General features: G+C 70.8%; 10 protein-coding genes. 6 read left to right on the plus strand and 4 right to left on the minus strand.

What is annotated here, in order from left to right:
- Positions 1–178 precede the first annotated feature (178 nt).
- Together ACI2K4_RS28455 and ACI2K4_RS28460 are read left to right on the plus strand one after the other, a co-directional pair.
- The gene (locus tag ACI2K4_RS28455) at positions 179–1735 is read left to right on the plus strand and encodes an alkaline phosphatase D family protein (RefSeq protein WP_404515760.1); all 1557 of its coding nucleotides are present in this window, start codon (positions 179–181) and stop codon (positions 1733–1735) included.
- A 61-nt stretch (positions 1736–1796) separates the two neighbouring features.
- Complete coding sequence (locus tag ACI2K4_RS28460; RefSeq protein WP_404515761.1) at positions 1797–2969, plus strand: MFS transporter; 1173 nt, start codon at positions 1797–1799, stop codon at positions 2967–2969.
- Positions 2970–3012: 43 nt separating this feature from the next.
- Here the strand turns inward: ACI2K4_RS28460 and ACI2K4_RS28465 are convergent, their stop codons facing one another.
- Positions 3013–5442: a CehA/McbA family metallohydrolase gene (locus tag ACI2K4_RS28465; RefSeq protein ID WP_404515762.1), complete on the minus strand. Its 2430-nt coding sequence runs from the start codon at positions 5440–5442 to the stop codon at positions 3013–3015.
- Positions 5443–5880: 438 nt separating this feature from the next.
- On the opposite strand from ACI2K4_RS28465, the gene ACI2K4_RS28470 reads away from it, so the two are divergent.
- A complete protein-coding gene (locus tag ACI2K4_RS28470; RefSeq protein ID WP_404515763.1) occupies positions 5881–6369 on the plus strand; it encodes a hypothetical protein in 489 nt (162 codons plus the stop codon).
- 104 nt (positions 6370–6473) lie between these two features.
- On the opposite strand, the gene ACI2K4_RS28475 is transcribed toward ACI2K4_RS28470, so the two are convergent.
- Positions 6474–7169 (minus strand): TetR/AcrR family transcriptional regulator, encoded by a 696-nt coding sequence (locus tag ACI2K4_RS28475; RefSeq protein WP_404515765.1) that lies wholly within the window; start codon positions 7167–7169, stop codon positions 6474–6476.
- 88 nt (positions 7170–7257) lie between these two features.
- On the opposite strand from ACI2K4_RS28475, the gene ACI2K4_RS28480 reads away from it, so the two are divergent.
- Together ACI2K4_RS28480 and ACI2K4_RS28485 are read left to right on the plus strand one after the other, a co-directional pair.
- Positions 7258–8646, plus strand: coding sequence for an MFS transporter (locus tag ACI2K4_RS28480; protein ID WP_404515767.1), 1389 nt, complete (start codon positions 7258–7260; stop codon positions 8644–8646).
- 156 nt (positions 8647–8802) lie between these two features.
- Positions 8803–10074, plus strand: a complete 1272-nt coding sequence (locus ACI2K4_RS28485) for an MFS transporter (RefSeq protein WP_404515768.1) — start codon at positions 8803–8805, stop codon at positions 10072–10074.
- Between the two features lie 57 nt (positions 10075–10131).
- On the opposite strand, the gene ACI2K4_RS28490 is transcribed toward ACI2K4_RS28485, so the two are convergent.
- Positions 10132–11058 carry an NADP-dependent oxidoreductase gene (locus tag ACI2K4_RS28490; protein ID WP_404515769.1) on the minus strand — a complete coding sequence of 309 codons (927 nt, stop codon included), beginning with the start codon at positions 11056–11058 and terminating at the stop codon, positions 10132–10134.
- A 102-nt stretch (positions 11059–11160) separates the two neighbouring features.
- Here ACI2K4_RS28490 and ACI2K4_RS28495 point away from each other — a divergent pair, with 102 nt between their 5' ends.
- Positions 11161–12138, plus strand: a complete 978-nt coding sequence (locus ACI2K4_RS28495) for a GlxA family transcriptional regulator (protein WP_404515770.1) — start codon at positions 11161–11163, stop codon at positions 12136–12138.
- An 81-nt stretch (positions 12139–12219) separates the two neighbouring features.
- Here ACI2K4_RS28495 and ACI2K4_RS28500 read toward each other — a convergent pair whose 3' ends face one another.
- Entirely contained in the window at positions 12220–12483 is a 264-nt protein-coding gene (locus tag ACI2K4_RS28500) for a hypothetical protein (RefSeq protein WP_404515772.1), read from the minus strand.
- Positions 12484–12555: the final 72 nt, after the last annotated feature.

Consider the following 12555-nt stretch of genomic DNA (forward strand, 5'->3'; position numbering starts at 1 on the left):
ACCGGCGGCGGGCCGACCACGACCAGGCGTTGTCCCCGGGCGGGCCCCGCGACGGTACGACGGCAAATGTTCACCTGCCCGGATCTGGAACGGGTTGGCGTGAACGATCATCCTGCTGGTTGACCCCTCCAGCCGGGTACGGCGTCGCGCGCCGGCCCGGACCGGCAGAAGGAGCACCATGTCCCCGGTCAACCGTCGGCAGCTACTCGCGGCGACCGCCGGCGGCGTGGCCGCCGCGCTGCTGCCCGGCCAGGCGGCACTGGCCGCCCTGCCCAGCACACCCTTCGCGATGGGCGTCGCCTCCGGCGACCCGACCGAGCGTAGTGTCGTGCTCTGGACCCGGCTGGCCCCCGATCCGATCGCCACGGATTCCGGGATGTCGGGGCAGCCGGACACGATCAGCGTGCACTGGCGGCTGGCCACCAGCGCGGCCGGCCTGAGTAGCGACGGGACCAGCCTTCACCACGGCAACGTCGACGCGATCGCCACCGACGCCTGGTCCGTCCACGTCGACGTGGACCAGGCCGCCGGTGGTGGAGCCCTCGCCGCCGACAGCCGGTACTTCTACCAGTTCACCGTCCCGGGTTGGGCCAGCCCGGTCGGGCAGACCCGCACCGCACCCGCGCCGGGCACGGCCAGGCCGCTGCGGTTCGCCGTGGTCAGCTGCCAGAACGCCGCGCCACCGCCCGGCGGATCGTTGTACTACAACGGGTACGGCGACATGCTCACCCGGGCGGGGGAGCTGGACTTCGTCGTCCACCTCGGTGACTACATCTACGAGTTCGGCAGCCCGGAACACGTCCCGGACGTGGCCTGCACCGAGATCAACCACTACCGGCGCCGGTACGGGCAGTACCGGATGCGGTCCAGCCTCCAGTCGGTGCACCAGCGCATCCCGTTCTTCTCCGTGCCGGACGACCACGAGTACTGGAACAACGTCGCCGGTGGTGACCTCCCGGCGGCCCGCAACGGCACCGCCGACGACGCGAAGGTCGACCGGTTCAACTACGCCCTGCGGGCGTACTGGGAAAACATGCCGATCCGGGGCGGCCGGCCGGTGCCGGCGCCGGACAAGCGGGTGCTGCCCCTGCACCGCACCATCCGCTGGGGCTCGCTGCTCGACATGTACCTGCTGGACACCCGCCAGTACCGCCGCACGACCGGCGGCCGGACGATCCTCGGCGCCGCACAGCGCGCCGAACTGCTCGACTCGATCGCCACCAGCACCGCCACCTGGACCAGCCTGGCCACCTCGTCCCCGATGACGTACTTCCCGGAGGCCAGCTCCCCGGACACCTGGATGGGTTACGACGCCGACCGGTCCGCACTGACCGACGCACTGGCCGCACGCAGACGCAGCCGGCCGTCGTTCAACCCCGTGGTCCTCAGCGGCGACGTGCACTGCGGCGTCGTCGGTCAGGTACGGGCCCGGCAGAACACCACCTCGGCCCTGGTCGCGACCGAGTTCATCGGTCCGCCGATGACCAGCGGCAGCGACCGGAACTGGCAGGCGCTGGCCAACCGCGACCCGCAGGGCCTACAGGCCTTCTTCAGCGGGGTGGTGGGTGGCACCTGGACGCCACAACGTGGCTACCTTGCCTGCTCGGTCACTGCCAACGCCTGGGAGTCGACCTACTTCGTCGGCCGGCAGATGGACGACCCGAACGGCAAGGTCACGCCGCAGGGAACATACCGGGTGACCAGCGGCACCATCGGCGCCAGGAAGGTCGCCTAGGGCGGGTGCCGAAGTGCCCCGGTCAGGGTGACCCAGAGACGCGCAGGTATCGGCGGAGGTGATGAGCAGCCGGCTGACATTCCTGTTCGCCGTGGCGGCCGGAGCGGCCATCGGCAACCTCTACTGGACCCAGCCACTGATCGGGTTCATCGCGAACGATCTGCGTGCCGCGACCGCGACGGCCGGCTGGCTCGTCACCGCGACCCAGGTCGGATACGCCGCCGGTGTGCTGCTGCTCGGGCCACTCGGCGACGTCCTCGACCGCCGCCGGTTCGTCCCGGTGATGCTGCTGACCTCGGCCGCCGCGCTGCTGCTGTGCGCGCTGGCGCCGTCGATCGGCGTACTCCTGCTCGCGCTCGGACTACTCGGCGTGACCACGATCTGCGGACAGCTTCTCACGCCGCTGGCCGGGGACCTTGCCGACGACATCCACCGTGGTCAGGTCGTCGGCGCCATCGGGTCGGGGACCCTCGCCGGTATCCTCGTCTCCCGCACGATCAGCGGGTTCGTCGCCGGCACCGCAGGGTGGCGGGCGACCTTCGTACTCGCCGCAGGCGTCGCCGTTGTGCTCGCGGTCCTGCTCTACCGCGCGATCCCACCGCTGGCACCGCGAACACGGATGCCGTACCCGGCGCTCATCGCCTCGGTCGGCGCGGTGGTCGTGCGGGAACGGGCGGCCCGGTGGACACTGGTCCTCGCCGCCACCGGGTTCGCCGTGTTCTCGCTGCTCTGGACGGCGCTGACGTTCCTGCTCAGCGCCGCGCCGTTCGAGTACCCGGTACCGGTGATCGGGTTGTTCGGGCTGACCGGCCTCGTCGGCGTGCTCGCCGTCCAGTACGCCGGTCGGCTGCACGACCGAGGTTGGTCGCTTCCGGCCACCGGCGCGGCATGGGTGGTGGCTCTCGCCGCCTTCATCGGCGCGGCGTTCGCCGGCCGGTCGGTCGTGCTCGTCGTCATGGTGATCGTCATGGTCGACGTCGCTCTCCAGGCGCAGGCCCTGCTCAACCGGGCCCGGCTGTTCGCCGTCTCGCACGACGCCCGGAGCCGGCTCAACACGGCGCTGGGCACCGGCAACTTCATCGGTGGCGCGATCGGCTCCGCCGCCGCGACCGCACTCTGGCCAGTGGGCGGCTGGACAGCGGTCACGATCGCGGGGGCGACGCTCTGCTGCTGCGCGCTCGCCGTGTGGGCGCTGGGACGGCGGGGGCCACTCGTGATCCAAGCCTTGCCGTGAACCGACCGGCCGGGCCATGTCAGCCCGACCGGCCGGGAGGGCGTCAGTGCGACACGCGGACGAGGAAGACCTGCTGCGTCCAGTCCCGCTGGGTTCGCTCGGCCCGACGGTCACTCGTGAAGACCACCGCCGAGCCGGAGACGGCTGGCCAGGTGCCGTTGCCGGCGACGGAGAGCCGCGTCGGCGCCGTCCACCGCCCGGCGTGGTCGAGCTTCGCGGTGAACACCTGCCAGCGCCAGTCGGTCGAGCGGCTGTCATACCAGACCGCGCGTACCCTGCCGTCCTGGTCCTGGCCCAGCCTCGGGCGCTGGCTCATCGCGGCGGGTTCGACCGCGAACGACTCGGCCGTCGACCAGGTCCGGCCACCGTCGGTGGACCGGCTCGCCCGCAGGGACAGGTTCGCCCCGGAACTGTTCAGCGTCTTCGTCTCCCAGACGACGACAAACGTCCCGTCCCGGTCGGCGGCGACGCTGGGGTGGCGATCGGCGGCGACCGCGCTCGCGCTCACCCGCGCCGGCTCGGTCCAGGAGCGTCCACCCGGTACCCGCACGCTGGCCAGGATCTGCCAGTTGTCAGGGTCGGTGCCGCCGGGTGTCTCGTCGGCCGCGGGGGTGTGCCCGGTCCACAACGGGTCCGGGTCGAAACGGTTGTCCTGCCAGGTCACCACCACCCGTCGGTCCCGCCCGACGGTCACCGACGGGAACAGCGAGGCGGGGAAGCGCGGCGACCGGGCGTCGTCGGCGGTGCCACCGTCGGTGGTCTTGCCGGCGCCGGAGAGGTTGACCGGCACCCGGTCGACACCGACCACGCGGGCGTACACGTCGAACGGCCCGGTGCTGTTGTCCGCCCACACCACCACCGGGTGCTCGGCGTCGACCAGCGCCAACGCCGGATGCTCGGCCCGCCCGGCGCCGTCGGTCAGGCGCACGGCCGACTCGAACGAGCGCCCGCCGTCGCGGCTGTGCCGCAGGTAGATGTCCGGCTGGTGCGGCTGCTCCCGACCTCGCTCGTCCTGCCACACCACCCAGACGTGGTTGCCGGAGACCGCGATCCGGGGGAAGCGGGCGGTCGGCGAGTTGCCGGACAGCTCCACGGTCCGCTGCGGGTCGCCGTGCGCGCCCATTCGGGTGTATCCGATCGTGGTCCGGCCGTCGCGGTGCAGCTCAGCCACGACGTGCGACACGTCGCCCTGCACGGCCACGTCGGCGAAGCCGGTGAACTCGCCCTCCTCGCCGAGCGCGAGCGCCGCGTGGTCGGCGCCGTTCGCCTGCGTCGGCAGCGCGATCTCCGGGGTCGGTTCGGCCGGCACGCGTACGGAGACGAACACGGGCGAGGCGATGGCCCGCAGTTGGTCCGGCAGGTTCGGGTCGGAGTCCTGGCCGGACGGGTCGCCGGGGGCGCGCAACTCGGCCCGGAACCAGGTCTGGTCGGCGTCGAGCGTGACCGGAACGAGGAACGTCTGGTCATCCTTGGTCGGGCTGACCGTGGTGACCGGGGTCACCGAGCGTCCCGGTGCCCGGTAGACGATCACCCGGCTGCCGGCGCCGTTGCGTACCCGCACCCGCAGGGCGGCACGCTTGGGGAGCCGCCGGTCCCGCAGCACGACCTCGTCGCCGCCGAGGGCCTCGAAGACGCCGTCGCCGTCGAGGTCGGCCTCGATGGTCAGGAACGCGCCGGTCGGCTTGTAGGAGACGGTCGTACGACCGGCGCGTAGCGCGTCGAGCACTCCGCGTACCGAGCGTTCGGCGGCGAACACCCAGGTGGTGGGCTCGCCAGGGCCCGCGACGCCCCACAGTTCGCGGAAGTGGCAGTCGCTGGCCGCCGCCACGCCGAAGCGGAAGCCCCGGTTCCAACGGTTCTCCGCGTAGTCGATCTGGGCGTCCGGGTCACTCGCCGGGTTCCACACCTCGACCAGGTTGACGCCCTGCACGCTGGCGTTGTCGTTGGGGCCGGTCGCCGGCGTGTACTCGCCGTTGTCCGGGTGCGCGGTCGACCACACCGCGTCCTGCGCGTGGGCGTCCCAGACCGACTGCTGCACGTGCCGGAAGGCGGCCGACCCGGGCGGGTTCGCGCCGTCCACCACCGTGTCGACCGCGCCGAGGACGATCGCGTGCGGCGAGCCGTTTGCCTCCTCGCCGGGTACCAGCAGCAGCTCGGACGACTTCCACTGCGGATCCCAGTGCTGGTCGTAGGTGCGGTGGTCGGTGAGCGGCAGGAAGTCGAGTCCCATCCGCTCGGCCTGACCGATCTGGTCGGCGACGGGCAGGTTTCCGGGCAGGCGCTGCTTCGAGGTCTGCCGGGGCAGGCTGCCGTCGGACGAGTGGTCGTTGTGCACGTGGGTGTCACCGGCCAGCCACTCGCCCTTGGGCGCCTTCGAGTCGGACGAGTGGGCGTACGCCGCCGACGGCGCCAGCCCGGTCGCCGCGACCACCCCGCCTCCCAGCACCATGAGTTTTCTGCGGCTGAGTTCCATCGGTGCCTCTCTCACAAATCCTCCGGACGGTGCCGGAGCCTCTCCGGGCATGCCGTCACCGGGTCACGATGCCGGTACGTCCGGGGTCAGTTTCTGATCAACTCCGTCGGAAGCTAGCCACGCCAAACACCTGACCAGGCAAATCGTGGGTGGAGCGGACGTTGCCGGGCCGTGAAACAACCATGCGTCAGGCAGCATGGGTACGACGTGACCACGCTGGGTAACCTTCAGTCGAGCCAACGCGGTGCTGTACCCCACCGACGCGGAGGAGTTCGAAACCAGCGTTGGGTGCGTTTTGCCGATCCGGCAGGTGAAGACGACGGCCATGGGCACCGGGTGTGGGGTGGCAATCAGGTTGCTGTCGCGGCGCCACGTTACGCCGGGTCAGCAGCCCGCAGCCGTGGCCACCGTCGCTCGGTCCAGGCCGCGGTGACGCTGGTGGGGATCCCGTTCGACTGGGTCGGCATGAAGCTGCACTGCATGTCCGACGGGGGCTGCCAGTTCGCGCGCCGGGGCGTCCTGTACTACTGGCCGCCGGCGCTGCTGCTGGCGTACGCGGTCATCGCCGTCTGCTACGTGCGGGCCGCACGGGTGCGGGGGTTGGGTGCCAGGATCCTGCCGTACGTGACCACCAGTGCCGCGACCACGGCAGTGTCCACCGCCGCGTGGGTGGCCGCCGCCCTCTACTTCCCGAGCCACCTGGTGCCGATGAGTCCGCTCCCGTACCGGTGGTTCGTGCTGGACCGGCTGATCGCACCGTGGGGCATGATCGGGCTCGCGTTGCTGGTGCTGGCCCGGCTGGAGCGCAACCTCGGGCTGCTCCAGCGCGGGCGGGCGGACCGGGGGCGCTTTCCAGGTAGCGCCACAGGGCGTCGCCGCCGTTGTACAGACTGCGGTCCTGCTTGTCTGCCTCGAACCGAGCGGTGAAGCCGGGCGAGGCGTTCTTGGCGAAGAAGTTGTTCGGCAGGGTGGCGACCCGGTACGTCGACTTGAGCTTCAGCGGCTTGCCGCCGACTCGCACGCTGCCGGGATCAACCCGACGACGTGCCGCTGGGCGGAGCGGGTTGTTCTTCGCCGGCCCGGTGTCGGACCAGGCCGGAGTCCTTCGAAGAGCAGGGCGAGCGTGGCGCGCGCGGGTCGCGGCTCGGTGGTGTAGCGAGGACCGACTGCACCGTGGCGGTGACGACCTCAGCCGTGCTCGCGGGGTCGAGGCGGCCGAGGCGGGTCTCCTCCGCGGCTCCGTTGAGGAGGTAGTGCACCGCGTTGACCAGCCAGGTGATCGGTAGGTCCGTCCGGAACAGGCCCTGTTCCTGACCACGGCGGATGAGTTGTTCCACCCGGTCGGCCGCGCCGCTGTGCAGCTCCCGCAGACGTCCGGCGGGCAGCACCGCCTGTGCCGCGGCCAGTAGTGCCGCGGACTCGGCGACCAGCGACCAGCTGGATGCCAGCAACCGGTCCATCGCCTGCCGGGCGTCACCGTCCAGACCGACGCCGACGAGCATCTGCTCACCGGCCCGCAAGGCGTCGACCAGGGCAGCCTCGACCAGCTCGGGCCGGGTCCGGAAGTGACCGTAGACGGTCATGCGGCCCACGCCGGCTGCCCTGGCGATGTCGTCGACGGTGGCGTCCGGATCGCGGCTGAGGCATTCGCGGGCGGCGGAGACGATGCGCGCGATGCTGCGCTCGGCGTCGGCACGCCGTCTCGGACGCGTGTCGGCAGGAACCATGCCACCACTCTAGCTCGTACGTGGATATACGAGTTAGCCTTCCCGGTGCAAGTCGTACAGCCGTATACGAGTTTCGGTGGAGGGTGTCATGACCACACACGACGTACGCGAGACGACCGCGCAACATCCGCTGCGCTGGCGCATCCTCGCCTTCCTCGGCGTCGCCCAGCTGATGCTCATCCTGGACGTCACCGTGGTCGCGATCGCGTTGCCGCAGATGGAGACCGACCTCGACCTGAGCCGGGCGGCCGTGACGTGGACGGTGAGCGCCTACACCCTCACCTTCGGCGGGCTGATGCTGCTCGGTGGACGCATCGCCGACCTGTTCGGCGCCAAACGGGTGGTGCTCACCGGTCTGCTGATCTTCACCACGGCGTCCCTGCTGACCGGCCTGGCCAGCTCCGCCGGGATGGTGGTGGGCGGCCGAGTCGCCCAGGGCATCGGCGCGGCACTGCTGTCGCCGGCGGCGCTGTCACTGGTGGTGAACCTGTTCTCCGGCGACGAGCGCAACAAGGCCCTCGGCGTGTGGGCCGCGCTCGGCGGCGGTGGTGCGGCGCTGGGCGTACTCCTCGGCGGCCTGATCACCGGCGGCCCCGGCTGGCCCTGGGTCTTCTTCGTCAACGTCCCCATCGGCCTGCTGATCGTCGCCGCGCTCGCCGTCATGCTGCCCGCCACCACAGGGATGCGACCGCGCCCGCGCCTGGACGGCCTGGGCGCGCTCCTGGTCACCGGCTCGACGGCCGCCCTGATCTACGCCCTCATCCGGGCCGGCGACCACGGCTGGCTCACCGCCGTCACCGGCTCGCTCGTGCTGCTCGCACTGATCGGCTACGCGGCCTTCACGGCATGGCAGAAACACTCGCGATCACCGCTGATGGACGTCACGCTGCTCGCCCGGCGCCCGGTCACGACCGGCGCGTTCCTCATCCTGATGGCAACGGCACTGATGGTGGCCGTCTTCTTCCTCGGCACCTTCTACTTCCAGCACGCCCGTGGATACGGCGCCCTGCGAACCGGGCTGCTCTTCCTGCCTGTCGCGCTGGCGACGATGCTGGGCGCCAACCTGACCGGACGGACCATCGCCCGTTTCGGGGCCCGCCCGCTCGCCGTCGCGGCGCTGCTGATCGCGGCGATCGGCATGGCGGTCCCCGCCCTGACGATGCAACCCGTCGCCGTCACCGTCGGCATCGCGGTCGCCGGCGCCGGGACCGGCGCGCTGTTTGTCATCGCCTCGGCCACCGCCCTGGGACAGGTCGCCCCGCAGGAAGCCGGCATCGCCTCGGGCATCGTGAGCACCTTCCACGAGTTCGGCGCCTCGGTGGGAGCCGCCGTCGTCTCCAGCGTCGCGGCCGCCAGCCTCGTGGGTGACAGCACCGACGGCTTCCACGACGGGTTCGTCGTGGCGGCGCTCGCCGCAGTCGGCGCCGCCGTCATCGGCGGCCTGCTGACTCCCGGCCGCCCGGCACGTGCCGGCTGATCACCCCCGACCAGACCGGCCCGGTCGCCGCGGATCTCCCCGGTGGCCGGGCCGGAGAGCCGGTCTCCGCACCACCGGCCCAACAAACACGACGCTGCGCCACGACACCGAGACATCCGGTACCCAACCGGTACCGGGAAGGGACACCACAGCGCGATGACTTTCACCACGACCGCAACGCCCCTGCCGGTGCTCGCTCGAGTGCTGATTGCCGGCGCCGCAATCATGAGCCTCGCCAACTCGGTCACCATCCCGTTCCTGGCCGTTTTCCTGCGCAGGGACCTCGACCTGGAACCGGGCCTGATCGGCTTCATCATCGGCTCGTCGGTGTTCTTCTCGATCTTCGCCGGGTTCGTCGGCGGTTCCCTGTCCGACGTCCTCGGACGTGCCCGGCTGCTGCTGGTATCGCTGTTCGGTGTGATCGGCTCCTTCATCGGCCTTCACTTCAGCGACGGTGCGACAACGGTGTTCGTCTTCAACGCCACGCTGGCCCTGAGCAGCGGCGTCTTCGCCCCGGTGGGCAAGGCGCTGCTCGGCGACCTGCTCCCGCCTGAGCGCCGGGCAAAGACGTTCTCCTACCAGTACGTGGCCACCAACATCGGCTACGCCGCCGGACCGGTCGCCGGCACCGCGGTCGGTCTGGCCGGCGGGCGGCTGGCGTTCCTCGTCGGCGCACTGGGGTACGGCATCTACCTGATCGGCTTGGCCGTGGTCCTGCTGCTGACTCCTGCCGCCACCACCGGCGCGACGGACACCGGCGGCGCGCAGAAGCAGCATTTCGGCAGCGTGCTACGAGGACTGGCGGGCAGCGCGCGAATCGTGGCGGTCGACCGGCGACTGCTGTTTCTCATCCTCGCCGGACTACTGCTGGAGGCGGTGCACGGCCGGATCTCGTCCCTGCTCGCCCAGCATCTCTCCGTCGGGGTCGTCAACGGCGTCACGATCCTGGGCTACGTACTCGCCACCAACGCGACAACCGTGGTGGTCCTGCAGGTGTTCGCCTCCCGGTTCACGGAGAAACGCAATCCCGTCACGTCGATCACCGTCGGGGGACTGCTGACCGTCGCGGGTATGGTCGGCTTCGCCGTGGCGGACGGGATCTGGCAGTTCGTCGCCGCGATGGTGGTGTTCTCCCTGGGGGAGATCCTCATCTACCCGGCCGAGTTCGCCATCATCGACCGCATCGCGCCGGAGGACAACCGTGGCGCCTACTTCGGCGCACAGACCTTCGCCCAGATCGGCGTCTTCATCGGCCCGCTCACCGGCGGCCTGCTCCTCGGTGCTTACGGCGGCGCCACCATGTTCCTCGGGGTCGGCTCGTTCGCCCTGGCCGGCGTTGTCATCTACCTGCTCGTCGGCAGACGGATTCCCGGGCTCGCCGCGCCCGTGCCGGACCGCGTCCTGTCGCCCTCGAACACAGAGCGGTGACACACCAGCCAGCGTTCTTCCGATCCAACCGGGCTGCCGCCCGAACGAAACGCCAGGTCAGAGCGTCAGAATGATCTTTCCTTTGGCGTGGCCGGCTTGACCGATCCGGTGGGCCTTGGCGACCTGTTCGAGCGGCAGTACCGTGTCCACCTCGACGCGGAGTTGACCCCTGTCGACCAGACCCGCGAGGGATGTGAGGCCGCCCCGGTCCGGCTCGACGATCATGAACCGGGCTCGCCTGCCCTGCCGGGCTGCCTCCTCCTCCAGGTACGTCTCGGCCGGCGAGGCAAGGGCGACCAAGATGCCACCCTGGCGCAACGTCCGCAGCGAGCGCGGCCCGTACTCGCCGCCAATCGAGTCGATGACTACGTCGAGGTCGCGCAGGCGTTCGGCGAAGTCCGTCGTGGCATAGTCGATGACCTCGTCGGCGCCCAACCCGCGAACGAAGCGATGCTTCGCGGCACTGGCGGTGCCGATGACGTACGCGCCGCGCGCCTTGGCGATCTGCACGGCGAGATGACCGACACCTCCTGCGGCCGCATGGACCAGTACCCGCTGGCCCGACCGGACGTCGGCGACGTCAACCAGGGCCTGCCACGCGGTAAGCCCGGCGAGTCCCAGCCCGGCCGCCTCGACGTGGGACAGCCCAGCGGGTTTGCGGGCGAGGTGACGCGACGGTGCCGTGACGTACTCGGCGTAGGCGCCGGCCGCCTGCGGTAGCCGTGGCACTCCGAAGACCTCGTCACCGGGCCGGAACAGCGCGACGCCGACACCGACGGCCTCGACCACGCCGGACAGGTCCCAGCCCAGCCGCACCGGCCGGCCCAGCAGGCCGCCCGTCGTACGGTGCCAGAAGTCGGTCGGGTTGACCCCGGCCGCGTGCACCCGGACGAGTACCTCCGCCGGACCGGGCTCGGGACGGTCGACCTCCACCAGTTCGAGAACCTCGGGACCACCGAATCGTTTCTGTGTGATCGCACGCATCGCAGGCCTTTCTGTTCGTCCTCAAGTGCGCCGGTCCACCGTGCCGGTGGGGCAGGCCCGAGTTCGAGTGGCCATATCGCCAATATGTGCAAGGATCTGGCCATGCACCGCGTGGTCGTCCTGGCGCTCGACGGCGTGTACCCGTTCGAGCTGAGCATCCCCGTCCGCATCTTCGGTACCGCCGCCGGAGACGACGGCGAGCCGCTGTACGAGGTCGTCACCTGCACTGTCGACGGCGGACCGGTCGCCACGAGCGCCGACTTCGCCGTCGCCGTCCAGCAGGGCCCCGAGGCGATCGACGCGGCCGAAACGCTGGTGCTGCCACCGTTCGTCTGCGAGCCGACCGGCGACCAGGACTGGCTACCCGAGCCGGTCGCGGCGGCACTGCGCCGGCTGCGACCGAGCGCACGGATCGTCTCCATCTGTACGGCCTCGTACGTGCTGGCCGCCGCCGGGCTACTCGACGGCCGGACGGCGACGACGCACTGGAACAACGCCGAGCACCTCCAACGCACATTCCCGAACGTGAAGGTCGATGCGGACGTGCTCTTCGTCGACGACGGGCAGGTGCTCACCGCGGCAGGCGTCGCCTCCGGCATCGACCTGTGCCTGCACCTCGTCCGCCGCGACCACGGCAGTGCCGTCGCCAACCGGGTGGCCCGGCTGTGCGTCGTGCCGCCGTGGCGTGAAGGCGGCCAAGCACAGTTCATCGACCGTCCGGTGCCCGAGTCGACAACCGCCACGACGTCCGATACCCGGCAGTGGGCCCTCGGCCAGTTACACCGCCCGATCAGCCTCGCCGACCTGGCTCGGCACGCGCGGATGAGCGTACGCAGCTTCTCACGCCGCTTCCGCGCCGAGGTCGGCATCACACCCGGGCAATGGTTGACGCGGCAGCGAATCGAACACGCCCGGCGCCTGCTGGAGACAACCGACCTACCGATAGACCGGGTCGCCGCCGAGGCCGGCTTCGGCACCGCCACCTCGCTGCGCCAGCACCTGTCCGACACAATCGGGGTCTCACCGACGGCATACCGGCAGACGTTCCGCCCCACAATGTCGACGACCCACGCGTCGTGACGCGCACCGATAGCCACTTCCGCTGTCGCCCGAATGTGCTCGCTGATCTAAGCGGCCACGCTCCGTCACGGGCTGCTGGGTTCAGTAACCGCCTCTCGGGGTGGTGGCGATCCAGGTGGCCCGCTGCGGGGTGACGAGAGTGTTCAGTACCGGATCGGTGAGCAGCGCCAACGGTGCGATGCTCAGTGGGTCGTCGCTGTGCCATCGTGGCACCGCCTCGGCCACGACCTCCCATGCCGTTTCGGCGTCGCCCCGGCGCACCAGTTCGCGGGCCCGGTCGAGCGTGGCGGCGAACTCGGGCTGGTCGGGCGCCACCGCCGTGTCAATGGCCTCACCGCCGGCCACCGACGCCCGTCCGGGACCGTGCGGACAGCCGGAAATGCGTTTCCCCGACCGCAGGCACGCCATAGGATCTCC

This window comes from Micromonospora sp. NPDC050397, assembly GCF_044901685.1.
Taxonomy (GTDB): domain Bacteria; phylum Actinomycetota; class Actinomycetes; order Mycobacteriales; family Micromonosporaceae; genus Micromonospora_G.

Coding starts and splice junctions, on each gene's coding strand:
- ACI2K4_RS28485 (WP_404515768.1), top strand. CDS start 8,803: ATGACTTTCACCACGACCGCAACGCCCCTGCCGGTGCTCGCTCGAGTG.
- ACI2K4_RS28480 (WP_404515767.1), top strand. CDS start 7,258: ATGACCACACACGACGTACGCGAGACGACCGCGCAACATCCGCTGCGC.
- ACI2K4_RS28490 (WP_404515769.1), bottom strand. CDS start 11,058: ATGCGTGCGATCACACAGAAACGATTCGGTGGTCCCGAGGTTCTCGAA.
- ACI2K4_RS28460 (WP_404515761.1), top strand. CDS start 1,797: ATGAGCAGCCGGCTGACATTCCTGTTCGCCGTGGCGGCCGGAGCGGCC.
- ACI2K4_RS28455 (WP_404515760.1), top strand. CDS start 179: ATGTCCCCGGTCAACCGTCGGCAGCTACTCGCGGCGACCGCCGGCGGC.
- ACI2K4_RS28495 (WP_404515770.1), top strand. CDS start 11,161: ATGCACCGCGTGGTCGTCCTGGCGCTCGACGGCGTGTACCCGTTCGAG.
- ACI2K4_RS28475 (WP_404515765.1), bottom strand. CDS start 7,169: ATGGTTCCTGCCGACACGCGTCCGAGACGGCGTGCCGACGCCGAGCGC.
- ACI2K4_RS28465 (WP_404515762.1), bottom strand. CDS start 5,442: ATGGAACTCAGCCGCAGAAAACTCATGGTGCTGGGAGGCGGGGTGGTC.